Origin of the sequence: Escherichia sp. TC-EC600-tetX4 (genome assembly GCF_019356055.1) — a bacterium.
Lineage (GTDB): Bacteria > Pseudomonadota > Gammaproteobacteria > Enterobacterales > Enterobacteriaceae.
In genome coordinates, this window is the sequence record NZ_CP079924.1 from 30,041 (window position 1) to 54,894 (window position 24,854).

Genomic DNA, 24,854 nt, shown 5'->3' on the forward strand with positions numbered 1-24,854 from the left:
AAAGGGGAGCGGTTTCCCGCTCCCCTTTGGTGCGACTTGAATCTGAATTACTTCAGGTATTTCAGAACAGCATCAAGCAGTTGCAGTGCTGCAACAATGAGTTTGAGGATAAGAATGGCGATATCCACCAGGTTCATACGCGTCTCCTGTGGTTCAGGAGCACTGCCAGCTGACGTACCTTTCCGCTGCCTGTTGCCAGCTGTTGTGCACGCGGTATCTCAAGGAGAAACGTTGTGCTTGTTGACATAACACAGTGTGCTCACGCGGGGTTAAGGCGCTGACGGCACCACCCGTTTCAGCCAGGACTTAGTGCGCCGGGTAACGATGCGGCCCCCGCATAACACATTGCGTACAGTGATATTATAGAAGTTTACTGTATAAATAAACAGTAATATTTGGACAAAACGCAAACTGTGATCGATACTCAACTATGCACTAAATACGTCAAAATTCGTGCCGAAATTGCGCGTTCTGCGCGGAACACGTATACTTTCAGTGTTGACATAATACAGTGTGCTTTGCGGTTACCAGCCGCAGGCGACTGACGAAACCTCGCTCCGGCGGGGTTTTTTGTTATCTGCAATTCAGTACAAAACGTGATCAACCCCTCAATTTTCCCTTGCTGAAAAATTTTCCATTGTCTCCCCTGTAAAGCTGTGCTTGTATAAATATTGTTAAACACAAAACCAACAAGGTCCCCAATGACTACTTCCATGCTCAACGCAAAACTACTACCAACTGCGCCATCCGCCGCAGTGGTCGTCGTGCGTGTGGTGGTGGTCGTCGGCAATGCGCCGTAGGGACTGGAACAACACACGATTCCAAAACCCCGCCGGCGCAAACCGGGCGGGGTTTTTCGTTTAAGCACCTCCCGGAAAGTCGGCCCAGAAGAAAAGGACTGGAGCATGGCAAGTTCGGGCACAACATCGACGCGTAAGCGCTTTACCGGCGCAGAATTTATCGTTCATTTCCTGGAACAGCAGGGCATTAAGATTGTGACAGGCATTCCGGGCGGTTCTATCCTGCCTGTTTACGATGCCTTAAGCCAAAGCACGCAAATCCGCCATATTCTGGCCCGTCATGAACAGGGCGCGGGCTTTATCGCTCAGGGAATGGCGCGCACCGACGGTAAACCGGCGGTCTGTATGGCCTGTAGCGGACCGGGTGCGACTAACCTGGTGACCGCCATTGCCGATGCGCGGCTGGACTCCATCCCGCTGATTTGCATCACTGGTCAGGTTCCCGCCTCGATGATCGGCACCGACGCCTTCCAGGAAGTGGACACCTACGGCATCTCTATCCCCATCACCAAACACAACTATCTGGTCAGACATATCGAAGAACTCCCGCAGGTCATGAGCGATGCCTTCCGCATTGCGCAATCAGGCCGCCCAGGCCCGGTGTGGATAGACATTCCTAAGGATGTGCAAACGGCAGTTTTTGAGATTGAAACACAGCCCGCTATGGCAGAAAAAGCCGCCGCCCCCGCCTTTAGCGAAGAAAGCATTCGTGACGCAGCGGCGATGATTAACGCTGCCAAACGCCCGGTGCTTTATCTGGGCGGCGGTGTGATCAATGCGCCCGCACGGGTGCGTGAACTGGCGGAGAAAGCGCAACTGCCTACCACCATGACTTTAATGGCGCTGGGCATGTTGCCAAAAGCGCATCCGTTGTCGCTGGGTATGCTGGGGATGCACGGCGTGCGCAGCACCAACTATATTTTGCAGGAGGCGGATTTGTTGATAGTGCTCGGTGCGCGTTTTGATGACCGGGCGATTGGCAAAACCGAGCAGTTCTGTCCGAATGCCAAAATCATTCATGTCGATATCGACCGTGCAGAGCTGGGTAAAATCAAGCAGCCGCACGTGGCGATTCAGGCGGATGTTGATGACGTGCTGGCGCAGTTGATCCCGCTGGTGGAAGCGCAACCGCGTGCAGAGTGGCACCAGTTGGTAGCGGATTTGCAGCGTGAGTTTCCGTGTCCAATCCCGAAAGCGTGCGATCCGTTAAGCCATTACGGCCTGATCAACGCCGTTGCCGCCTGTGTCGATGACAATGCAATTATCACCACCGACGTTGGTCAGCATCAGATGTGGACCGCGCAAGCTTATCCGCTCAATCGCCCACGCCAGTGGCTGACCTCCGGTGGGCTGGGCACGATGGGTTTTGGCCTGCCTGCGGCGATTGGCGCTGCGCTGGCGAACCCGGATCGCAAAGTGTTGTGTTTCTCCGGCGACGGCAGCCTGATGATGAATATTCAGGAGATGGCGACCGCCAGTGAAAATCAGCTGGATGTCAAAATCATTCTGATGAACAACGAAGCGCTGGGGCTGGTGCATCAGCAACAGAGTCTGTTCTACGAGCAAGGCGTTTTTGCCGCCACCTATCCGGGCAAAATCAACTTTATGCAGATTGCCGCCGGATTCGGCCTCGAAACCTGTGATTTGAATAACGAAGCCGATCCGCAGGCTTCATTGCAGGAAATCATCAATCGCCCTGGCCCGGCGCTGATCCATGTGCGCATTGATGCCGAAGAAAAAGTTTACCCGATGGTGCCGCCAGGTGCGGCGAATACTGAAATGGTGGGGGAATAAGCCATGCAAAACACAACTCATGACAACGTAATTCTGGAGCTCACCGTTCGCAACCATCCGGGCGTAATGACCCACGTTTGTGGCCTTTTTGCCCGCCGCGCTTTTAACGTTGAAGGCATTCTTTGTCTGCCGATTCAGGACAGCGACAAAAGCCATATCTGGCTACTGGTCAATGACGACCAGCGTCTGGAGCAGATGATAAGCCAAATCGATAAGCTGGAAGATGTCGTGAAAGTGCAGCGTAATCAGTCCGATCCGACGATGTTTAACAAGATCGCGGTGTTTTTTCAGTAACCGCTCAAGGCTTGAACAACATCGCGCTTATCGTTAAGGTAAGCGCGTATTTTTTTTACCCGCCAGGACAAGACCATGATCACCGTTGCCCTTATAGACGATCACCTCATCGTCCGCTCCGGCTTTGCGCAGCTGCTGGGGCTGGAACCTGATTTGCAGGTAGTTGCCGAGTTTGGTTCGGGGCGCGAGGCGCTGGCGGGGCTGCCGGGGCGCGGTGTGCAGGTGTGTATTTGCGATATCTCCATGCCCGATATCTCCGGTCTGGAGCTGCTAAGCCAGCTGCCGAAAGGTATGGCGACGATTATGCTCTCCGTTCACGACAGTCCTGCGCTGGTTGAGCAGGCGCTTAACGCGGGGGCACGCGGCTTTCTTTCCAAACGCTGTAGCCCGGATGAACTCATTGCTGCGGTGCATACGGTTGCCACGGGCGGCTGTTATCTGACGCCGGATATTGCCATTAAACTGGCATCCGGTCGTCAGGACCCGCTAACCAAACGTGAACGCCAGGTGGCGGAAAAACTGGCGCAAGGAATGGCGGTGAAAGAGATTGCCGCCGAACTGGGCTTGTCACCGAAAACGGTACACGTCCATCGCGCCAATCTGATGGAAAAACTGGGCGTCAGTAACGACGTAGAGCTGGCGCGCCGCATGTTTGATGGCTGGTGATGAAGACGTTGTTCTCCCGCTTAATTACCGTTATTGCCTGCTTTTTTATCTTCTCTGCCGCATGGTTTTGCCTGTGGAGTATCAGCCTGCATCTGGTTGAGCGCCCTGATATGGCGGTGCTGTTATTTCCGTTTGGTCTGCGTCTGGGGCTAATGCTGCAATGCCCGCGCGGATACTGGCCCGTATTGCTGGGCGCGGAGTGGCTGCTGATTTACTGGCTAACGCAGGCGGTCGGTTTAACCCATTTTCCGTTATTGATGATCGGTAGTTTACTGACGTTACTGCCCGTAGCGCTGATCTCGCGCTATCGCCATCAGCGTGACTGGCGCACCTTGCTGTTACAGGGGGCGGCGTTAACGGCGGCGGCGTTGTTGCAGTCGCTGCCCTGGCTTTGGCACGGCAAAGAGTCGTGGAATGCGCTGTTGCTGACTTTAACTGGCGGCCTGACGCTGGCCCCGATATGTCTGGTGTTCTGGCACTATCTCGCCAATAACACCTGGCTGCCGCTCGGTCCGTCACTGGTTTCTCAGCCAATCAACTGGCGCGGGCGACATCTGGTCTGGTACTTGCTGCTGTTTGTTATCAGTCTCTGGCTCCAGTTGGGATTGCCGGACGAACTGTCGCGCTTTACGCCATTCTGTCTGGCGCTGCCGATTATCGCGCTGGCCTGGCACTATGGTTGGCAAGGGGCGCTGATTGCGACGTTGATGAACGCCATCGCGCTGATCGCCAGTCAAACCTGGCGCGATCATCCGGTGGATTTATTGCTCTCGCTGCTGGTGCAAAGTCTGACAGGGTTGTTGCTTGGCGCTGGCATCCAGCGGTTGCGTGAACTTAACCAGTCGCTGCAAAAGGAACTGGCGCGCAATCAGCATCTGGCTGAACGGTTGCTGGAAACCGAAGAGAGCGTGCGCCGTGATGTGGCGCGTGAGCTGCATGATGATATCGGTCAGACCATCACTGCTATTCGTACTCAGGCGGGCATTGTTCAGCGGCTGGCGGCAGATAACGCCAGCGTGAAGCAGAGCGGGCAGCTCATCGAACAACTATCGCTGGGCGTTTACGACGCGGTGCGCCGTTTGTTGGGTCGGTTACGTCCGCGCCAGTTGGATGATCTCACCCTGGAGCAGGCCATCCGCTCACTGATGCGGGAAATGGAGCTGGAAGGGCGCGGTATTGTCAGCCATCTCGAATGGCGAATCGATGAATCAGCGTTAAGCGAAAACCAGCGCGTGACGCTGTTTCGTGTCTGCCAGGAAGGGCTGAACAACATTGTGAAACATGCTGATGCCAGCGCGGTCACCCTGCAAGGCTGGCAGCAGGATGAACGGTTGATGCTGGTTATTGAAGACGATGGCAGCGGTTTGCCGCCGGGTTCCGGGCAACAAGGTTTTGGCCTCACCGGAATGCGCGAGCGCGTAACGGCGCTGGGTGGCACATTACACATTTCCTGTCTGCACGGCACGCGTGTCAGCGTTTCTCTACCTCAACGCTATGTCTAAGGTTTGATGATGTTGCCGTTTCTGAAAGCGCCTGCCGATGCGCCATTAATGACTGATAAATATGAAATTGATGCCCGCTATCGCTACTGGCGTCGGCATATTCTGCTGACCATCTGGCTGGGTTACGCGCTGTTTTACTTCACGCGGAAAAGTTTTAACGCCGCCGTACCAGAAATCCTTGCTAACGGCGTGCTCAGCCGTAGCGATATCGGCCTGTTAGCGACCCTGTTTTACATTACCTATGGCGTGTCGAAGTTTGTCTCCGGCATTGTCAGCGATCGCTCAAATGCCCGTTATTTTATGGGGATAGGGCTTATCGCCACGGGCATTATCAACATTCTGTTTGGCTTCTCGACGTCGCTATGGGCGTTTGCCGTGCTCTGGGTGCTGAACGCCTTTTTCCAGGGCTGGGGTTCACCGGTGTGTGCGCGTCTGTTAACGGCCTGGTATTCACGTACCGAGCGCGGCGGTTGGTGGGCATTATGGAACACGGCGCATAACGTCGGCGGCGCACTCATTCCCATTGTGATGGCAGCGGCTGCGCTGCATTACGGCTGGCGTGCCGGGATGATGATTGCTGGTTGTATGGCGATAGTCGTGGGGATTTTTCTCTGCTGGCGGCTACGCGATCGCCCGCAGGCGTTAGGTTTACCGGCGGTCGGTGAATGGCGACACGACGCGCTGGAAATTGCTCAACAACAAGAAGGGGCAGGGTTGACGCGTAAAGAGATCCTCACCAAATATGTGTTGCTGAATCCGTATATCTGGCTGCTTTCGTTTTGCTATGTGCTGGTCTATGTGGTCCGGGCGGCGATCAACGACTGGGGCAATTTGTATATGTCCGAGACACTGGGCGTCGATCTGGTCACGGCGAATACGGCAGTGACGATGTTTGAACTGGGCGGATTTATCGGTGCGCTGGTAGCCGGTTGGGGCTCGGACAAATTGTTTAACGGCAACCGAGGGCCGATGAATTTGATTTTCGCCGCCGGAATTTTGCTTTCAGTCGGCTCCCTGTGGCTGATGCCATTTGCCAGCTACGTGATGCAGGCAACCTGCTTCTTCACCATTGGTTTTTTTGTCTTTGGCCCACAGATGTTAATCGGTATGGCGGCGGCAGAGTGTTCCCACAAAGAGGCGGCAGGGGCGGCGACGGGGTTTGTCGGCTTGTTTGCTTATCTGGGGGCGTCGCTTGCTGGTTGGCCGCTGGCGAAAGTACTCGATACCTGGCACTGGAGCGGATTTTTTGTGGTTATCTCTATCGCCGCCGGGATTTCCGCACTGCTGTTACTGCCCTTTTTGAACGCCCAGACACCGCGCGAAGCGTGATGCATCTCACCTTTTCACTTCATATCCGGCAAAACTAAGAAATTTTCCAGGTTTTGCCTGGACGCTATCTCAGGCCTGATTTGCTGCTGATTTTTACAATGCATGCCTCACGCAGGTATTCATTTCAGGAGTAACCCATGCTGGCTTTCTTAAACCAGGTTCGCAAGCCGACCCTGGACCTTCCGCTCGAAGTGCGGCGCAAAATGTGGTTCAAACCGTTCATGCAATCCTACCTGGTGGTCTTTATCGGCTACCTGACGATGTACCTGATTCGCAAGAACTTTAACATCGCGCAGAACGATATGATTTCGACCTACGGGTTGAGCATGACGCAGCTGGGGATGATCGGCCTGGGTTTCTCCATCACTTATGGCGTGGGTAAAACGCTGGTTTCCTACTACGCCGACGGCAAAAACACCAAACAATTCCTGCCGTTCATGCTGATCCTCTCTGCTATTTGTATGCTGGGCTTCAGTGCCAGTATGGGCAGCGGCTCGGTTAGCCTGTTCCTGATGATTGCCTTCTACGCCTTAAGCGGCTTTTTCCAGAGTACCGGCGGTTCGTGCAGTTACTCCACCATCACCAAATGGACGCCGCGTCGTAAACGCGGGACATTCCTCGGTTTCTGGAATATTTCTCACAACCTTGGCGGTGCAGGCGCAGCAGGTGTGGCGCTGTTCGGGGCAAATTACCTGTTCGATGGCCATGTCATCGGCATGTTTATCTTCCCGTCGATTATCGCGCTGATTGTCGGTTTTATCGGCCTGCGTTACGGCAGCGACTCCCCGGAATCTTATGGCCTCGGCAAAGCTGAAGAACTGTTCGGCGAGGAGATCAGCGAAGAGGACAAAGAGACAGAATCTACCGATATGACCAAGTGGCAGATCTTTGTTGAGTATGTGCTGAAAAACAAAGTGATCTGGCTGCTGTGCTTCGCCAACATTTTCCTCTATGTGGTACGTATTGGTATCGACCAGTGGTCAACCGTATACGCGTTCCAGGAACTGAAACTCTCTAAAGCGGTGGCGATTCAGGGCTTTACGCTGTTTGAAGCTGGTGCGCTGGTCGGTACGCTGCTGTGGGGCTGGCTCTCTGACCTGGCGAACGGTCGCCGTGGCCTGGTGGCCTGCATCGCGCTGGCGCTGATTATCGCCACGCTCGGTGTGTATCAACATGCCAGTAACGAATATATCTATCTGGCTTCTCTCTTTGCGTTGGGTTTCCTGGTCTTTGGCCCGCAATTGTTGATTGGTGTGGCTGCTGTTGGCTTTGTACCTAAAAAAGCGATTGGCGCTGCCGATGGTATTAAAGGCACCTTTGCTTACCTGATTGGTGACAGCTTTGCCAAGTTAGGTCTGGGAATGATTGCCGATGGGACGCCGGTATTCGGCCTTACCGGCTGGGCAGGCACCTTCGCCGCGCTGGATATCGCCGCGATTGGTTGTATCTGCCTGATGGCGATAGTGGCGGTAATGGAAGAACGCAAAATCCGCCGCGAGAAAAAAATTCAGCAGTTGACAGTGGCATAAACGTAACTGGTGACTTTTGCCCGGCATGACGCCGGGCTTTTTTTATTATTCCGTGACTTCCAGCGTAGTGAAGGCAAACTTCTCGCCATCAAATAGCCCCTGACTGGTTAGTTTTAGCGCGGGGATCACTGGCAGAGAAAGAAACGCCATCTGAATAAACGGCTCATCGGGTAACGGACCGCATTCACGGGCGGCGGCTTTCAAGGCGTCAATTTGTTCCGCCAGCGACTGCGCCGTGTCGGTGCTCATCAGCCCGGCAATGGGTAACGGCAGATGACTTTGTACCTGGCCGTTACGTACCACGCACAGCCCGCCGCCATCCTGAATCACCTGATTGACCGCCAGCGCCATCTCTTCGGCACTGCGACCGATCACCACAATATTATGGCTGTCATGGCTGACCGTCGCAGCCAGCGCACCTTCATTCAGTCCAAAGCCGCCAAGCAAACCACAAGCCGGAGCCAGCCGTTGCCCGTAACGCTCAAGTACGGCAATAAAGCTCACATCATCGCGATCAAAACCATTTTCGCTGTAGACGCTGGAGTGGGAGTGCGTAATCAATTCGTTATGGATGACGTCAATGACCCGATAGCGTTTTCCGGGCGTAAATTGCAGGGCAAAGTCGCTGGCGGAAACTGGCTGGCGGGCAATGGTGTTGCCATATGGCGGAGCGGATTGTGCCAGTCTCGCCGACTCTTCCGCCTGTAAGGTTTGCGCATCAATCGGCTCGCCTTTCACCAGTACCTGCTGCACCGTGACCTTACGCGCATCGCTCAACAGGACGATATCGGCCTGCTTGCCGGGTGCCAGTAAGCCGAGGTGATTCAGACCAAAGTGGCGCGCCGTCGACCAGCTGGCGACGCGATATGCCACATGCAGCGGCACATTGTGTTGTTCGATCAGGCGGCGAATTAAGGCATCGATGTGTCCTTCATGGGCGATCTCCCACGGGTTACGGTCATCGGTACAGAGCATGCATTGCGGGCTGTTAAATTCGTTGATCAACGGTGCCAGCGCGTTGAGATTGCGGGCAGCGGACCCTTCGCGGATCATCAACGACATGCCGAGTTGTAATTTCCGGCGTCCTTCTTCCAGCTGATAACTTTCGTGGCAGTTTTCAATACCCGCAGTAATATAGGCGTTAAGTTCTTTACCACCCAAACCCGGGCAGTGACCGTCCAGCGTCAGGTGGCGAAATGCATCCAGTTTATCGAGCAGCGCATTCTGCCCGCTAATTACGCCAGGGTAGTCCATCATTTCTGCAAGGCCGGTAACCTGCGGATGGTCCCGCCAGGCGAGCATCTGTTCAAGGGTAAAACTGGCACCGTTAACATCGCAGCCTTCCAGGGCGGGTACGCAAGAGCTGACCTGTAAGTACTGGTTTTGCCTTGCCTGTTCGGCACAGCGGGCAAACCAGGCGAATCCGGCTTCGCCCATCACGTTGACGATTTCATGAGGGTCGCAAATAACGGTCGTCAGGCCGCGCGGCAGGGTAGCGGTTTCAAAAGTGACCGGCGTCATCATGCTGGATTCAATATGCAGGTGAGCATCAATAAACCCTGGCACCGCCGTTGCGCCGCGAGCATCAATCCGCTGCAAAGCCGGAGCATCAGTGTATTCTGCGCCAACACCGGCAATGTAACGTCCTTTAATCACAATTGGGCCGGAAATTTCTCCGCCATTGATCAGGTCGAGAATAGAGACATTATCAATAATATAATCGGCAACAGCGTCGCCACGGGAAACGGCTAACAATTCCTGGTATTCAGCCCGGCTAATGTGATGAAATTTATGGTTAATAGAATTATTCATATTTTTCTCATTTTGATTTTATCAATTTGATTATTATTTATCATAAAGAAACGTCGCGAGATTATTAAAGAATATCCATTAATGTGCAATTGAAATGTGATAATTATCACTGAACCGTTGTTGTCATTTGTTTTACAAAAGCAAGGGATTAAATCTCCTCCAATGGACAAAAAAATGAATAATGACAATACCGATTACGTGAGTAATGAATCAGGGACGCTTTCGCGATTATTTAAACTACCTCAGCATGGGACCACCGTCCGCACAGAATTGATTGCGGGGATGACCACTTTTTTAACCATGGTGTACATCGTTTTTGTGAACCCGCAAATCCTCGGCGCGGCACAAATGGACCCGAAAGTGGTGTTTGTTACCACCTGTTTGATTGCCGGTATCGGCAGTATTGCGATGGGGATATTTGCTAACTTACCCGTGGCGCTGGCTCCGGCAATGGGGCTGAACGCCTTCTTTGCCTTCGTGGTCGTGGGGGCGATGGGCATCTCCTGGCAGACCGGGATGGGCGCAATATTCTGGGGCGCAGTTGGACTATTTTTGCTCACGCTGTTTCGTATCCGGTACTGGATGATCTCCAACATTCCCTTAAGTTTACGTATTGGTATCACCAGCGGAATTGGATTATTTATCGCCTTAATGGGATTAAAAAATACTGGCGTTATTGTCGCCAATAAAGACACGCTGGTGATGATTGGCGATTTAAGTTCTCACGGCGTGTTGTTAGGTATTTTAGGGTTTTTTATTATAACCGTGTTGTCATCACGTCATTTTCATGCCGCGGTGCTGGTTTCTATTGTGGTGACGTCTTGCTGTGGATTATTTTTCGGTGATGTTCATTTTAGCGGCGTCTATTCCATTCCGCCTGATATTAGCGGCGTCATTGGTGAAGTAGATTTGAGCGGCGCGTTAACACTTGAACTCGCCGGTATCATTTTCTCCTTTATGCTGATCAACCTATTTGATTCATCAGGAACATTAATTGGTGTAACTGATAAAGCGGGCTTAATAGATGGTAACGGTAAATTCCCCAATATGAATAAGGCGCTGTATGTTGATAGCGTCAGTTCGGTGGCGGGTGCGTTTATCGGCACCTCGTCTGTTACTGCCTATATTGAAAGTACTTCTGGTGTGGCAGTCGGTGGCCGCACGGGGCTGACTGCGGTTGTGGTTGGCGTTATGTTCCTGTTGGTTATGTTCTTCTCACCGCTGGTGGCGATAGTTCCTCCTTACGCAACCGCCGGAGCGTTAATCTTTGTTGGCGTGCTGATGACTTCGAGCCTGGCGCGCGTTAACTGGGATGATTTTACCGAATCGGTGCCTGCGTTTATTACCACGGTGATGATGCCCTTTACTTTCTCGATCACCGAAGGGATTGCACTCGGCTTTATGTCGTACTGCATCATGAAAGTATGCACCGGGCGCTGGCGCGATCTGAACCTGTGTGTGGTGGTGGTCGCAGCTCTGTTTGCACTGAAGATTATTCTGGTGGATTAGTAACTGGCGAGGGTTTCCAGATATCATGAGTTCTGATTACGCAGGAGAACTCATGATCTGGATAATGCTCGCCACGCTGGCGGTAGTGTTTGTGGTTGGTTTTCGGGTGCTGACATCCGGGGCCAGAAAAGCGATTCGCCGTCTCAGCGATCGGCTGAACATCGATGTCGTACCCGTGGAGTCGATGGTCGATCAAATGGGAAAGTCAGCTGGTGACGAATTTTTACGTTATTTGCATCGTCCGGATGAGTCGCACCTGCAAAACGCCGCGCAGGTGTTGCTCATCTGGCAAATTGTCATTGTCGATGGTAGCGAACAGAACCTGCTGCAATGGCATCGGATTTTACAAAAAGCTCGCCTCGCCGCGCCGATTACCGACGCTCAGGTCAGGCTGGCGCTAGGTTTTCTGCGCGAAACCGAACCTGAAATGCAGGATATTAATGCTTTTCAGATGCGCTATAACGCGTTCTTTCAGCCTGCCGAGGGCGTTCACTGGTTGCATTGAAACCGTTTCGTCTTATCAGCCTACAGACCGCGCCTGACCTGTCGGGTGGATAAGACGTTCACGCCGCATCCGGTAATCTTTGCCCTGTTCCGTTTCGATCTTAACTCCAGCTCAAGCAACACCGTAAAAGTTGCAAAAACGTTAAATGCGTCACACATTTCAATGTTAAAGTGGTCGGCTTTTCCCCTGAAACATGCCACGGGTAACACCATGAGTGAATTTATTGCCGAAAACCGCGGCGCGGATGCCATCACCCGACCGAACTGGTCAGCCGTTTTCTCGGTGGCGTTTTGTGTCGCCTGTCTGATTATCGTTGAGTTTTTGCCCGTCAGTTTGTTGACGCCAATGGCCCAGGATTTAGGCATTTCGGAAGGGGTTGCCGGGCAATCGGTGACCGTGACCGCCTTTGTGGCAATGTTTGCCAGTTTGTTTATTACCCAGACAATTCAGGCTACTGACCGCCGCTACGTTGTTATTTTGTTTGCCGTTTTGCTGACGCTCTCCTGCTTGCTGGTTTCCTTTGCTAACTCATTCAGTTTGCTTTTAATCGGTCGTGCCTGTCTGGGGCTGGCGCTGGGCGGGTTCTGGGCGATGTCGGCGTCGCTGACCATGCGTCTGGTGCCGCCGCGTACGGTGCCGAAGGCGCTGTCGGTGATCTTCGGCGCGGTTTCTATTGCGCTGGTGATTGCCGCGCCGTTGGGCAGTTTTTTAGGCGAGCTTATCGGTTGGCGCAATGTCTTTAATGCGGCGGCGGTGATGGGCGTGCTGTGTATTTTCTGGATTATCAAATCATTGCCTTCACTGCCAGGCGAACCCTCGCATCAGAAACAAAATACTTTCCGCTTATTACAACGTCCGGGTGTGATGGCAGGGATGATCGCCATCTTCATGTCTTTCGCCGGGCAGTTTGCTTTCTTCACGTATATTCGCCCGGTGTATATGAACCTGGCGGGATTCGGCGTGGATGGCTTAACGCTGGTGCTGTTGAGTTTTGGTATCGCCAGCTTTATTGGTACGTCGCTTTCGTCGTTCATTCTTAAACGTTCGGTAAAACTGGCCTTAGCAGGCGCGCCGTTAATACTGGCTGTGAGTGCGTTGGTACTGACGTTGTGGGGAAGCGATAAAATCGTTGCTACCGGCGTGGCGATTATCTGGGGGCTAACTTTTGCATTGGTTCCCGTCGGCTGGTCAACGTGGATCACCCGCTCGCTGGCCGATCAGGCAGAAAAAGCCGGGTCTATTCAGGTGGCGGTTATTCAGCTTGCTAATACCTGTGGCGCGGCAATCGGCGGTTATGCGCTGGATAATATTGGTCTGACTTCGCCGTTGATGTTGTCCGGCACATTGATGTTGCTGACTGCATTGTTGGTTACTGCAAAGGTGAAAATGAAGAAATCCTGATATCAGGTAAAGAAGCGTTGGTCAGTAGTTGTTGCTGTTCTTACATATCCGGGCATTCTACCTTACCCAACGCTTCCCAATAATTGCTCTGATTATTACGTTCCATCGCCACGATGGCCTCGCGTATATGTTGTTTATTGTTTTCATCTGACAACATTAACTTTTCCCACGCTTCATCTGATAATGACGCCTGTGGCGTGCAAATTTTACGTAAATCTTGTAATACCGTGGTTTTCTCTTTTGCGGACTGCAGTGAGCTAAAAGGCGACTCGGCGTATACGATGCCTGGCATAGCGAAAAAAGTGAAAATAAGCAGTAGTGTCGTTGGTTTCATGGATTCAACCTTTTACAAATGTGTATCGAATGAAGCATAAGTGTAGTTTGCTTTCATCGCTCTCATCATGCTGTACGAAACGCGCTTGCGTGGTCAGTAAGAAGTGCCAGACTTTATATTCCACTTTTATTCCTTTTTATTCTTATCGATAGCGTTTCGTTTTTTAAACCGCAGCGACCTTACCGCTATAGTCAGGTAATCATTAATAAAAGGATAAAAAAATGAAACTGACAACACATCATCTACGGACAGGGGCCGCATTATTGCTGGCCGGAATTCTGCTGGCAGGTTGCGACCAGAGTAGCAGCGATGCAAAACACATTAAAGTTGGCGTTATAAATGGCGCAGAACAAGATGTCGCGGAAGTCGCTAAAAAGGTGGCAAAAGAGAAATATGGCCTCGATGTTGAACTGGTAGGATTTAGCGGTTCGTTGCTACCGAACGATGCGACAAATCATGGCGAACTTGATGCGAATGTCTTCCAGCATCGACCCTTTCTTGAACAAGATAATCAGGCGCATGGTTATAAACTGGTAGCGGTGGGAAATACGTTTGTCTTCCCTATGGCGGGTTATTCCAAAAAAATCAAAACCGTGGCGCAAATAAAAGAAGGCGCGACAGTGGCGATCCCCAACGACCCGACCAACCTTGGTCGCGCACTTTTACTGTTGCAAAAAGAGAAGCTAATTACTCTGAAAGAGGGAAAAGGGTTATTACCTACCGCGCTGGATATAACCGATAATCCTCGTCATTTGCAGATTATGGAACTCGAGGGGGCGCAGCTCCCGCGCGTACTGGATGATCCCAAAGTTGATGTAGCGATTATCAGCACCACTTACATTCAGCAGACCGGGCTTTCTCCGGTGCACGACAGCGTATTTATTGAAGATAAGAATTCGCCGTATGTGAATATTTTGGTGGCACGGGAAGATAATAAGAATGCAGAAAACGTGAAGGAATTTCTGCAATCTTATCAATCACCCGAAGTCGCTAAAGCGGCAGAAACCATTTTTAACGGTGGCGCGGTGCCTGGCTGGTAATTCTCACTTATGCCGCGCCGGACGATTTATTTTTCTGGCGCGGCGACGGGAATCCATTGAAATCAAAATCACCGATGACAGAATCAGCAGCGTTCCCAGCCAGTCCGGTAATGTGAACGTGATCCCCAGCAACAGCAAAGAGAGTAGCGCGCTACTTAATGGTTCTGCACAGCTCAAAATGCTGGCTTTTGGACCGCCAATTAATTGTGCTCCTTTCAGGTACAGACTAAATGTCAGGGACGTACCAATGACCACCAAATAAAAAAACGCCAGAATCAAACTGCCGTTAACGACAAAGTTTGTTCCTTGTCTGGCATAAAAAGGCAACAGAATCAGACCGCCAATCAGCATACTCCAGCCGACGACTGGTAACGTGCCATAGCGGGCAATTAGCGTTGAGGGATAGGTGGTATAGAATGCAGCAGCAAATGCCGAGGCAATGCCCCAGAACAACGCGGCAGGAGAGATCGATAATGACGTCGGATTACCGTGTGTCACCAATAAAAAAGTCCCGACCAGCGATGTCAAAATAGCGCAGAAAACCAGAATGCCCGGGCGCGATTTACGCACCAGTGAGAACCAGGCGACGATAATCGTCGGTGAGAGGAATTGCAGCACCGTTGCCGTGGCTGCGTTCGATTTTTCGATGGTTAGCAAAAAAGTGAGCTGTACAGTTAGCGCGCCAACCACGGAAAAAATCAGCAGGCTAATGGCATCTTTATGATTGTTAATAATAGAAAAGATTTTATCGCCATGAACAAATGACAGCGTCAGTAGAATCAAACCGGCGAATATCAAACGCGTCATAGTCAAAAACTGCGACGACATCTGGCTTTGCTCCATGATGTATTGCGCGCAGACCCCTGAACTTCCCCACAACACGGCGGCAATCAGAACGTTCAGCATCCCCTTTCTGGTGGAACCCATTTTTCCCTCTGCATACTGTTTTGTCGTTTATGTATGCAGGCATGATAGCAAAAATGGCGAGGATGGCTCTGTTTGCGCCACGCCGATTTTTCTTAGCCCAGACTGGTGAGCTAAATATCTTTAATAAACAGCAGGCAAATCATCGCAATACCCAACATCCCTATCGCCAGCCAGAACAACGCATGGTAGCTCCAGATTTCAACCATAATTCCGTCAACAGAGCCGGCGATAATCCAGCCGACGCGTGAAGTATTTGCATATAACGTTGTCGCAGAGCCTATTTTTTCAGGCATCAAGTCCTGAAAATAAAGCATGCCGATACCACAGAGAATACCAAGGAAGATGGCATTAAGAATTTGCAATTCCAGCTCAACCGCCGGAGTCGTCGCCATGAGTACGCTGGCGTAAAAACACATTCCACTCACGATAGCAATGAGCATTAATAGTCGCTTGCCAATACGTTTCATGTAATAGCCTGCGATTAACATCATCGGAATTTCCAGACCGGCAGCGATACCAATCATTTCTCCAGTCAGTTTATCGGTTAGATGCAGTTCATCAATAATAAATAGCGGCATATTTATCATGTAGAGATTATTCGCCGCCCACATCATTGAACAGACCACAAAAAGTAGCCGCGTATCCCGCTTCCTGTGGGTGGAGGGTAAAATTTCTACGGGTTGGGTAACGACAGGAATATTTCTTTGTATTGATGGCAAAAACAACCAGACTATCAGTCCGCAAACAACAAATGCGATGGCAGCGGTGAGATACATCACTTTAAAACTAAATCCCATTGCCAGTTCATAAGCGAGCGGTGGCCCGATAACCCAGGCAAGCGAGATCTGAGCACGTAAAAATGTACTGAACATGACCGTCTCACGGCCTGTTCTGTCGGCGTGTTCACGGGCGAGGGCGAACATTTGCGGGTTTGCGGTGGAAGCAAAACTACTCAGAAGTACGCCCGTTGAGAGGAGAATGAAGTAGTTGCGATTCCACGCAAAAAGCGTGCAGGCCAGCACTCCAAATAAGCAACATAGCAGAATCAGTAATTTACGGTCGCCTTGTTTATCGGAGTGCCTTGCCAGAAATTGACTGACCAGAATTCCCATAATAGCGCTACCGGTGAAGAAAAAACCTACCATTATAGGACGGGCTTTCAGTTCATCTGCGAGGAATATACTTAGGGTAGGAGTCTGAAGAGCGCCCGCAATACCCGTCAGAAAGGCGACAAGTAAAAATGCCGCGGCAGTGAGATCAAGTATTTTTGATGGAGTGGTAGCCGTTTTTTGCATTCTTCTGAATCACCGGGCGAAAAAATATAACTGAGTTACAAATAAGTACCAGTCGAATGAGTATTGTATTAAGAATTTTTGAGTATCGCTGATACAACCAGAAAGCAATGCTAGCGCAATATTATAGGGCCAGCAATTGAGATTATTAGTAAAAGCATGTTAAGAATTAATTACCGAATTTATATATTAATTATAGTAAGGCAATGAGCTATTTTTGATAGTAAAAATAAAACAAGTTGATTTGATATATTAAATGAACAAATTAATCTTGATGGCAGTCTGATTATTGGTGAAGTTTATAGTCAGTTTTTTTCGCCAGCGGTTAAAGAAATAGAATAGTCGTATAAAAAAGGGTGTTCTGGGGCGAGTAAAACAACATCTTCACCTTAATGGCGATACAGTTGGCTGAGAGTCAGCAGGGGGGCAAATCACCTGCAAATAAACACGGCGCATACTGGCGTGAATATCGCGGATGCGTTCGAGGACAGAAGAACCGACAGGCGGATTCTTCAGCCGCTCATCGTCCATCACAAAACCTTAGACCAGGTATTCCTGAAGCCGATTGAATATTGAGCAGTAGAAAATATCTGGATTGACAGTATTACAAGGGGTTGGAGAACGTCAGGAGAGGCATTTTGGCGGAAGATCACAGGAGTCGAACCTGCCCGGGACCGCTGGCGGCCCCAACTGGATTTGAAGTCCAGCCGCCTCACCGGAGACGACGATCTTCCGCGCCTCGATTGCTACATGGAGGCGGGGCGCATTATAGCTACTTCCTTGAGTTTCTACATCCCCCAGATCAGTTTTTTCCGCCTAATACACGCAGCGTATTATCACGAAAGCATTATAGTTCATATAAAACCCATATTTTACAATGATATATGAGCGGAATTAACGCTACCACGATCACATAAAACAAGAATCATAAATTAATAACCAGATATCGGAATATTCGCTCTCACAGGGATGGTTTACAAAATGCGTTATCGGTCTCAGCACCCCTATAGCATCAAGGAAAAGCAGATGAAGAGTGAAGTGTTGTCCGTTAAAGAGAAAATTGGTTATGGCATGGGAGACGCCGCCAGCCACATTATTTTCGATAACGTAATGTTATATATGATGTTCTTTTATACCGATATTTTTGGCATTCCTGCCGGTTTTGTCGGAACCATGTTTTTGGTCGCTCGTGCACTGGATGCGATTTCCGATCCTTGCATGGGGTTGTTGGCCGATCGAACGCGCTCTCGCTGGGGTAAATTTCGTCCGTGGGTACTGTTTGGCGCACTGCCATTCGGGATCGTCTGTGTACTGGCCTATAGCACGCCAGATCTCAGTATGAACGGCAAAATGATCTATGCAGCAATTACTTACACCCTACTTACCTTACTTTATACCGTCGTCAATATCCCTTACTGCGCATTGGGTGGTGTAATCACCAATGACCCGACTCAGCGTATCTCGCTGCAATCCTGGCGTTTTGTGCTGGCGACCGCGGGAGGCATGCTTTCTACTGTTCTGATGATGCCACTGGTTAATTTAATTGGCGGTGATAATAAACCACTCGGTTTCCAGGGCGGTATCGCGGTCCTTTCCGTGGTGGCATTCATGATGCTGGCATTTTGTTTCTTCACCACTAAAGAACGCGTTGAAGCACCACCTACAACAACGTCTATGCGGGAAGATTTACGTGATATCTGGCAAAACGACCAGTGGCGGATTGTCGGTTTACTAACCATTTTCAATATCCTGGCGGTGTGCGTACGCGGTGGGGCGATGATGTATTACGTCACATGGATTTTGGGCACGCCGGAAGTGTTTGTCGCTTTTCTCACCACTTATTGCGTGGGTAACCTGATTGGTTCCGCACTGGCAAAACCTCTGACCGACTGGAAATGTAAAGTCACTATCTTCTGGTGGACGAACGCCCTGCTGGCAGTGATTAGCCTCGCGATGTTCTTTGTTCCCATGCAGGCCAGCATCACTATGTTTGTCTTCATCTTCGTGATTGGTGTGTTGCATCAACTGGTGACACCTATCCAGTGGGTAATGATGTCCGATACCGTCGACTACGGCGAGTGGTGCAATGGTAAACGCCTGACCGGGATCAGTTTTGCTGGCACGCTGTTTGTGCTCAAACTGGGGTTGGCCTTCGGCGGCGCTCTTATCGGCTGGATGCTGGCTTATGGCGGATATGATGCGGCAGAAAAAGCGCAGAACAGCGCCACGATTAGCATCATTATTGCGCTATTCACGATTGTTCCGGCGATCTGTTATTTGCTGAGCGCGATTATCGCTAAACGCTACTACTCACTCACGACGCACAATCTGAAAACCGTTATGGAACAGCTGGCTCAGGGTAAACGCCGTTGCCAGCAACAATTCACCTCTCAAGAAGTGCAGAACTAAGGAACGGCAATGAAAATTAGCGATGGAAACTGGTTGATTCAACCTGGCCTCAATTTGATTCACCCGCTTCAGGTGTTCGAGGTTGAACAGCAGGATAATGAAATGGTGGTCTATGCTGCCCCCCGTGATGTGCGTGAACGTACCTGGCAGCTTGATACGCCTTTATTTACGTTGCGCTTTTTCTCCCCACAGGAAGGTATTGTCGGTGTGCGGATTGAGCATTTTCAGGGGGCGCTGAATAACGGTCCTCATTATCCGCTCAATATTTTGCAGGACGTGAAGGTCACAATCGAAAACACAGAACGTTATGCTGAGTTTAAAAGTGGCAACTTAAGCGCGCGTGTCAGCAAAGGTGAGTTCTGGTCACTGGATTTTCTGCGCAACGGCGAACGTATTACCGGTAGTCAGGTGAAAAATAATGGCTACGTGCAGGACACGAATAATCAACGCAATTATATGTTTGAGCGGCTTGATCTTGGCGTTGGCGAAACAGTTTACGGTCTGGGAGAGCGCTTTACTGCCCTGGTGCGCAATGGCCAGACGGTAGAGACCTGGAACCGGGACGGCGGCACAAGTACTGAACAGGCGTATAAAAATATCCCGTTCTACATGACTAACCGTGGTTATGGGGTACTGGTCAATCATCCCCAGTGTGTCTCTTTTGAAGTGGGATCGGAGAAAGTCTCCAAAGTGCAGTTCAGCGTTGAGAGTGAATATCTCGAATACTTTGTTATCGACGGCCCGACGCCGAAAGCGGTACTTGATCGTTATACCCGCTTTACTGGTCGTCCGGCGCTGCCGCCCGCGTGGTCCTTCGGCCTGTGGCTAACCACTTCATTTACCACCAACTACGACGAAGCGACGGTAAACAGCTTTATCGATGGTATGGCGGAACGCAATCTGCCGCTGCATGTTTTCCACTTTGACTGTTTCTGGATGAAAGCCTTCCAGTGGTGCGATTTTGAGTGGGACCCGCTGACTTTCCCTGACCCGGAAGGGATGATCCGCCGCCTGAAAGCGAAAGGACTGAAAATCTGCGTCTGGATTAACCCCTATATCGGTCAAAAATCCCCCGTCTTTAAAGAGTTACAAGAGAAAGGCTATTTACTCAAACGCCCGGACGGTTCGCTATGGCAGTGGGATAAATGGCAGCCAGGTCTGGCGATTTATGACTTTACCAATCCGGATGCCTGCAAATGGTACGCCGACAAACTGAAAGGTCTGGTCGCGATGGGCGTTGATTGCTTTAAGACCGACTTTGGCGAACGTATCCCAACTGATGTTCAGTGGTTTGACGGTTCCGATCCGCAGAAAATGCATAACCATTATGCGTACATCTACAACGAACTGGTGTGGAACGTGCTCAAGGACACCGTTGGTGAGGAAGAAGCTGTCTTGTTTGCCCGCTCGGCCTCCGTCGGTGCGCAGAAATTCCCGGTACACTGGGGTGGCGATTGTTACGCTAACTACGAATCAATGGCGGAAAGCCTGCGCGGTGGTTTGTCTATTGGCCTTTCAGGTTTTGGCTTCTGGAGCCACGATATCGGCGGCTTTGAAAATACCGCTCCGGCGCACGTTTACAAACGCTGGTGCGCGTTTGGTTTGCTCTCCAGCCATAGCCGTTTACACGGTAGCAAATCTTATCGTGTGCCGTGGGCCTACGATGATGAGTCCTGTGATGTGGTGCGCTTCTTCACGCAACTGAAATGCCGCATGATGCCGTATCTGTATCGTGAAGCTGCGCGTGCGAACGCGCGGGGTACGCCGATGATGCGGGCCATGATGATGGAGTTCCCGGACGATCCGGCTTGTGATTACCTTGACCGTCAATACATGTTAGGCGACAACGTGATGGTTGCGCCGGTGTTCACTGAAGCGGGCGATGTGCAGTTCTACCTGCCGGAAGGTCGCTGGACACACCTGTGGCACAACGATGAACTCGACGGTAGTCGCTGGCATAAACAGCAGCACGGCTTCCTGAGTCTGCCCGTTTATGTGCGTGATAACACTCTACTGGCGCTGGGCAACAACGATCAACGTCCCGATTACGTGTGGCACGAAGGCACGGCATTCCACCTCTTCAATCTGCAAGACGGGCATGAAGCCGTCTGTGAAGTGCCCGCTGCTGACGGATCGGTGATCTTTACTTTAAAAGCAGCACGTACTGGCAACACGATTACTGTGACTGGTGCGGGCGAGGCGAAGAACTGGACACTGTGCCTGCGCAATGTTGTGAAAGTAAATGGTCTGCAAGACGGTTCGCAGGCTGAAAGTGAGCAGGGGCTGGTGGTGAAGCCTCAAGGGAATGCGCTGACAATTACGTTGTAATCTATTGATGGAATGCCGGGTACGTCTGAGTCGTACCCGGCGAGATTGATGTTTACCGCACCGGCTCCGTCGATGTAACTTCACCGCTGGAAACGATGCCAGCATTCATGGTTTGAGTCACTTGCTGCTTTGCGGCGTTCACGGCATGCAATTGCCCGCTAACCGTAGGTTTCAACGGGACATTGGCCTGAATATCGCCACTGGCGGTAAGCTGAATATTGCCGTCGCCAGTCAACGGTAATTCAGGCCATCCCCACTGTTGCAAAATATTCACCGGCACACCGCGTCCATTCAGGCTGATATGTGTCTGACGTTGTGGCGTTTGTGAAACACTGGCGGTGGCTTCCAGAATGCCTTTTTCAGTAAATGCACTCAGTTCGCTGATATTCACCGTGCTGCTGTTGGCGGTCAGCGCCAGCGACGGGCGACGAACATCAACACGATTGAATGTCGCGGCGGCGGCATTCAGATTCGCCGAGCCACTCCAGACGCCCCATTTATGATCGGTAACCAGCGTCAGGTTGGCACCGTAACCATCGAGCGCGGTGAGCTGCCACGGGAAGTCAGGGTCGATATCAATGATCAGATTGCGGCTGGCGCTAAATCTCTTCAGTTGCAGGCTGTTTAACCAACCGGGTGTCGTTTCCATCCACAACTGTTGCCAGTTTTTCGGCAAGGTATATTCCAGCCCGGCAATTGCCGCATCATCAAGGATCAACGTTTTCCCGTCACGCAGCCAGTTCCCTGACGTTCTGACCATACCCCCTTCCCAGCGGCTGGTGAACTGGCGCAGCGCTACGCCCTGCGGGGAAAATTCCGTGTTTATAATCGGGTCAAATAAATGCAGCGAACCATAAATGAACTCGCTAGCGTTCATCGACAGTTTGCCTTCCTGTGTCTGCCAGTCATCTTTACTGAAGGTCATGTTGCGCAAGCTGAGATCGAGGTCGGTCACCGCCCAGTCCGGACCTTGCAAACGAGCATCGATCACTTCCAGGCGACCAATCTGCAACGACGGGACAGAGCGTAATGGCGCAAAGAAGTCGGTTAGCGATTTTTCGCTTTGTAGACGTATATCCGCCATGCGCAGGTTTTCCACTTGCCAGCTGCCGTCGGCGTTACGCTGCGCGTTTCCGGTTAATGTCCCGCGGGCGATGTCGGCACCCAGGTTAGTCAGCGTAACGCGATCGTTATCAATACTGCCTTCAATCAGTACATTGGTGGCAGGAACATCATTGAGCGAAAGCGATCCGGCACTAAACTGAATCTGCGCCTTCGTACCCAGCACTTTACCGGCTTTTGGTGACCACGGAACTACGCCGCCATTTACCCGCTGCGCGCTCAGTTTCCATTCGCTATTCGGGCTATTAAACGCCATATCACGCAGTTGCAGACGATCGGCTTTGAACGGTAGCGGCGCGGTCTGGTCGGTGAGATTCAGCGTCCCGTTTTCCAGCAGGATGGTATCGACATGGCGTGGTTCGGTCAGTTGCCGACTGCTTAGCGCAATGTCGACACTTTTGGCCACCAGGGTCGCGGGCTGGCCATCACGACCAAACGTGACGTTCTCCAGCACGATATGAGATGGCGCGGAAAAACGGTGATCCATCGCCCCGAAGGCCAGATGATAGTCGCTATTCTCGGAAACCCATGCGCTGATATGTTCTGCTCCCCAGCGGGTTTGCAGAAGAAAATAGAGGCCAGCGATCGCCACTAACAGAGCGATGAGAATGTAGAGAAGCAGCTTCCCAATAAATTTCATGGTCTTCCATCCCGTGAAATGCACATAAGGGAGTTATGCACGATTTACGCGCAATCCTCAAGGCGGGAATGGTTAAAGAGGTGAGACTGCGGCGGTAATTATCTTACCGCCGCCAGTGAATTACTGTTTTTCTGGTGGGAAAATCAGATTCAGCACGATGGCAGTAATACCGCCCGCGGCGATCCCGGAGGAGAGCAGGTTTTTCAGCCATTCAGGGGCAAACTGCAAAATCAGCGGCTGCTGAGACACGCCCAGACCAACCGCCAGCGACAGCGCGATAATCAGAATCGCCCGACGGTTCAGCGGCTCACGAGAAACGATACGCACACCGGAGGCGGCGATGGTGCCAAACATTACAAGCGTTGCGCCGCCCAGAACCGGTTCTGGAATGTGTTGTACAAAACCGCTCACTGCCGGGAACAGACCCAGCACGATCAACATCAGCGCGACGACAAAACCGACATAGCGGCTGGCAACACCAGTCAACTGGATCACTCCGTTGTTTTGCCCGAAGCAGGAGTTCGGGAAGGTGTTAAACACCGCCGAAACAAACGAGTTCAGGCCGTTTGCCAGCACGCCGCCTTTCAGGCGTTTCATGTACAGCGGACCGGACACTGGCTGTTCGGAAACGTCAGAGGTCGCCGTGATATCGCCAATGGTTTCCAGCGAAGTGATCATAAAGACCAGCATCAGCGGCAGCAGCAGACTCCATTCAATGCCAAGACCGTAATAGAGCGGCGTTGGCACCATAATCAGTTCTTGCGTCATAGGTTCGTTGCTTTCTGGCAACATGCCCATAAACCACGCCAGCGCATATCCGGCCGCCATCGCAATTACCAGTGAGGCCACGCGTAAGTAAGGGTTACGTTGACGGTTAAGCAGGATAATTAAGGCTAAGACCACGCCTGCCAGCAGCAGATTTTTCGGTGCGCCGAAGGTGTTATCGCTCATGGCTGCGTAACCGCCGCCAATGGACGTTAACCCAACCTGAATTAGCGACAGGCCGATAATCATCACCACAACGCCAGAAACCAGCGGCGTAATAATGCGGCGCGCCAGATGCAGAACGCGGGAGATCACCATCTCGGTGCAACTTGCCAGCATCAACGTGCCGAACAAAGCCGCCATCATGGTAGGAACATCAGCACCACCGGTTTTCAGCGCGGTACCGCCCATAATCAGCGGGGCAACAAAGTTGAAGCTGGTGCCCTGAATAGACAACAGCCCGGAGCCAACCGGACCCCAGGCCTTAATTTGAATAATCGATGCCACACCGGAGGCAAACAGCGACATACTAATAATGTGTTGCGTGTCTTGTGCCGGTAAACCCAGCGCCTGGCAGATTAATAGCGCTGGCGTGATCACCGCAACGAACATCGCCAGCAGATGCTGACAGGCGGCAAACAGGGTTTGAGGAAGCGGCGGACGATCTTCAAGACGGTAAATCAGTTCGCTGTTTTGAGTCTGCGCAACCGGTTGCGCATTTTCTGACTCGAGGGTGGAAACAGACATCGAAAACAATCCCGTGGTAGCAAAGCGGGCATTTTAGCTGACCGAAAGAGAAAAGCAAACGTTTGCCACATCCTCATCTAAATATTTAAATGAGATAAATGCACTTTTT

The 24,854-nt window shown here is 51.5% G+C and carries 20 protein-coding genes, 1 tRNA gene and 1 pseudogene; 13 read left to right on the forward strand and 9 right to left on the reverse strand.

The features are described from left to right. Positions 1 to 47 precede the first annotated feature (47 nt). Complete coding sequence (gene tisB, locus KXD89_RS00155) at positions 48 to 137, reverse strand: type I toxin-antitoxin system toxin TisB (RefSeq protein ID WP_001054909.1); 90 nt, start codon at positions 135 to 137, stop codon at positions 48 to 50. A gap of 564 nt (positions 138 to 701) precedes the next feature. Between tisB and ivbL the strand changes: the two genes are divergently transcribed. From ivbL to uhpT, 7 genes are all read left to right on the forward strand, one after another. Continuing rightward, a complete protein-coding gene (gene ivbL / locus KXD89_RS00160; RefSeq protein WP_001300753.1) occupies positions 702 to 800 on the forward strand; it encodes an ilvB operon leader peptide IvbL in 99 nt (32 codons plus the stop codon). Between the two features lie 105 nt (positions 801 to 905). Beyond that, the gene (ilvB, locus tag KXD89_RS00165; protein WP_000168475.1) at positions 906 to 2,594 is read left to right on the forward strand and encodes an acetolactate synthase large subunit; all 1,689 of its coding nucleotides are present in this window, start codon (positions 906 to 908) and stop codon (positions 2,592 to 2,594) included. A 3-nt stretch (positions 2,595 to 2,597) separates the two neighbouring features. Beyond that, positions 2,598 to 2,888, forward strand: coding sequence for an acetolactate synthase small subunit (gene ilvN, locus KXD89_RS00170; protein ID WP_001181706.1), 291 nt, complete (start codon positions 2,598 to 2,600; stop codon positions 2,886 to 2,888). A 75-nt stretch (positions 2,889 to 2,963) separates the two neighbouring features. After that, positions 2,964 to 3,554 (forward strand): transcriptional regulator UhpA, encoded by a 591-nt coding sequence (uhpA, locus tag KXD89_RS00175; protein ID WP_000633668.1) that lies wholly within the window; start codon positions 2,964 to 2,966, stop codon positions 3,552 to 3,554. Then, positions 3,554 to 5,056, forward strand: a complete 1,503-nt coding sequence (gene uhpB / locus KXD89_RS00180; protein ID WP_001295243.1) for a signal transduction histidine-protein kinase/phosphatase UhpB — start codon at positions 3,554 to 3,556, stop codon at positions 5,054 to 5,056. Before uhpA ends, uhpB begins: the two co-directional genes overlap by 1 nt. A gap of 9 nt (positions 5,057 to 5,065) precedes the next feature. After that, positions 5,066 to 6,385: an MFS transporter family glucose-6-phosphate receptor UhpC gene (gene uhpC, locus KXD89_RS00185; RefSeq protein ID WP_000936566.1), complete on the forward strand. Its 1,320-nt coding sequence runs from the start codon at positions 5,066 to 5,068 to the stop codon at positions 6,383 to 6,385. Between the two features lie 137 nt (positions 6,386 to 6,522). After that, positions 6,523 to 7,914 (forward strand): hexose-6-phosphate:phosphate antiporter, encoded by a 1,392-nt coding sequence (uhpT, locus tag KXD89_RS00190; RefSeq protein ID WP_000879194.1) that lies wholly within the window; start codon positions 6,523 to 6,525, stop codon positions 7,912 to 7,914. A gap of 45 nt (positions 7,915 to 7,959) precedes the next feature. On the opposite strand, the gene adeD is transcribed toward uhpT, so the two are convergent. Further along, positions 7,960 to 9,726 carry an adenine deaminase gene (gene adeD / locus KXD89_RS00195; RefSeq protein ID WP_001065718.1) on the reverse strand — a complete coding sequence of 589 codons (1,767 nt, stop codon included), beginning with the start codon at positions 9,724 to 9,726 and terminating at the stop codon, positions 7,960 to 7,962. 174 nt (positions 9,727 to 9,900) lie between these two features. Here adeD and adeQ point away from each other — a divergent pair, with 174 nt between their 5' ends. The 3 genes from adeQ (at position 9,901) to nepI (ending at position 13,141) form a co-directional block, all read left to right on the forward strand. Beyond that, a complete protein-coding gene (gene adeQ / locus KXD89_RS00200; protein ID WP_001403836.1) occupies positions 9,901 to 11,235 on the forward strand; it encodes an adenine permease AdeQ in 1,335 nt (444 codons plus the stop codon). Between the two features lie 52 nt (positions 11,236 to 11,287). Next, on the forward strand, positions 11,288 to 11,740 hold the full coding sequence (locus tag KXD89_RS00205; protein ID WP_001295241.1) for a DUF1198 domain-containing protein: 453 nt from the start codon (positions 11,288 to 11,290) through the stop codon (positions 11,738 to 11,740). A gap of 210 nt (positions 11,741 to 11,950) precedes the next feature. Beyond that, on the forward strand, positions 11,951 to 13,141 hold the full coding sequence (nepI, locus tag KXD89_RS00210) for a purine ribonucleoside efflux pump NepI (RefSeq protein WP_001288549.1): 1,191 nt from the start codon (positions 11,951 to 11,953) through the stop codon (positions 13,139 to 13,141). Positions 13,142 to 13,181: 40 nt separating this feature from the next. Here nepI and yicS read toward each other — a convergent pair whose 3' ends face one another. Continuing rightward, complete coding sequence (gene yicS, locus KXD89_RS00215) at positions 13,182 to 13,475, reverse strand: protein YicS (RefSeq protein ID WP_000805509.1); 294 nt, start codon at positions 13,473 to 13,475, stop codon at positions 13,182 to 13,184. 221 nt (positions 13,476 to 13,696) lie between these two features. Here yicS and nlpA point away from each other — a divergent pair, with 221 nt between their 5' ends. Next, entirely contained in the window at positions 13,697 to 14,515 is an 819-nt protein-coding gene (gene nlpA / locus KXD89_RS00220) for a lipoprotein NlpA (RefSeq protein ID WP_000779426.1), read from the forward strand. Positions 14,516 to 14,518: 3 nt separating this feature from the next. Here the strand turns inward: nlpA and KXD89_RS00225 are convergent, their stop codons facing one another. The 4 genes and pseudogenes from KXD89_RS00225 to KXD89_RS00235 all read right to left on the reverse strand — a co-directional run bounded on the left by KXD89_RS00225 (position 14,519) and on the right by KXD89_RS00235 (position 17,468). Next, the gene (locus tag KXD89_RS00225; RefSeq protein ID WP_000535961.1) at positions 14,519 to 15,442 is read right to left on the reverse strand and encodes a carboxylate/amino acid/amine transporter; all 924 of its coding nucleotides are present in this window, start codon (positions 15,440 to 15,442) and stop codon (positions 14,519 to 14,521) included. A 110-nt stretch (positions 15,443 to 15,552) separates the two neighbouring features. Beyond that, positions 15,553 to 16,737 (reverse strand): sugar efflux transporter, encoded by a 1,185-nt coding sequence (locus KXD89_RS00230; RefSeq protein ID WP_001172878.1) that lies wholly within the window; start codon positions 16,735 to 16,737, stop codon positions 15,553 to 15,555. Positions 16,738 to 17,133: 396 nt separating this feature from the next. Further along, positions 17,134 to 17,295, reverse strand: a pseudogene (gene rhuM / locus KXD89_RS22255) (RhuM family protein); the annotation flags it as partial. A gap of 78 nt (positions 17,296 to 17,373) precedes the next feature. Then, positions 17,374 to 17,468: transfer RNA gene (locus tag KXD89_RS00235), tRNA-Sec, on the reverse strand. A 292-nt stretch (positions 17,469 to 17,760) separates the two neighbouring features. On the opposite strand from KXD89_RS00235, the gene KXD89_RS00240 reads away from it, so the two are divergent. Further along, positions 17,761 to 19,143, forward strand: a complete 1,383-nt coding sequence (locus tag KXD89_RS00240) for a glycoside-pentoside-hexuronide family transporter (RefSeq protein ID WP_000834439.1) — start codon at positions 17,761 to 17,763, stop codon at positions 19,141 to 19,143. Between the two features lie 9 nt (positions 19,144 to 19,152). Further along, a complete protein-coding gene (gene yicI, locus KXD89_RS00245; RefSeq protein WP_000702898.1) occupies positions 19,153 to 21,471 on the forward strand; it encodes an alpha-xylosidase in 2,319 nt (772 codons plus the stop codon). A gap of 52 nt (positions 21,472 to 21,523) precedes the next feature. Here the strand turns inward: yicI and KXD89_RS00250 are convergent, their stop codons facing one another. Continuing rightward, on the reverse strand, positions 21,524 to 23,233 hold the full coding sequence (locus KXD89_RS00250) for an AsmA family protein (RefSeq protein ID WP_001300954.1): 1,710 nt from the start codon (positions 23,231 to 23,233) through the stop codon (positions 21,524 to 21,526). Between the two features lie 120 nt (positions 23,234 to 23,353). Next, positions 23,354 to 24,745 carry a xanthine/proton symporter XanP gene (xanP, locus tag KXD89_RS00255; RefSeq protein WP_001295238.1) on the reverse strand — a complete coding sequence of 464 codons (1,392 nt, stop codon included), beginning with the start codon at positions 24,743 to 24,745 and terminating at the stop codon, positions 23,354 to 23,356. Positions 24,746 to 24,854: the final 109 nt, after the last annotated feature.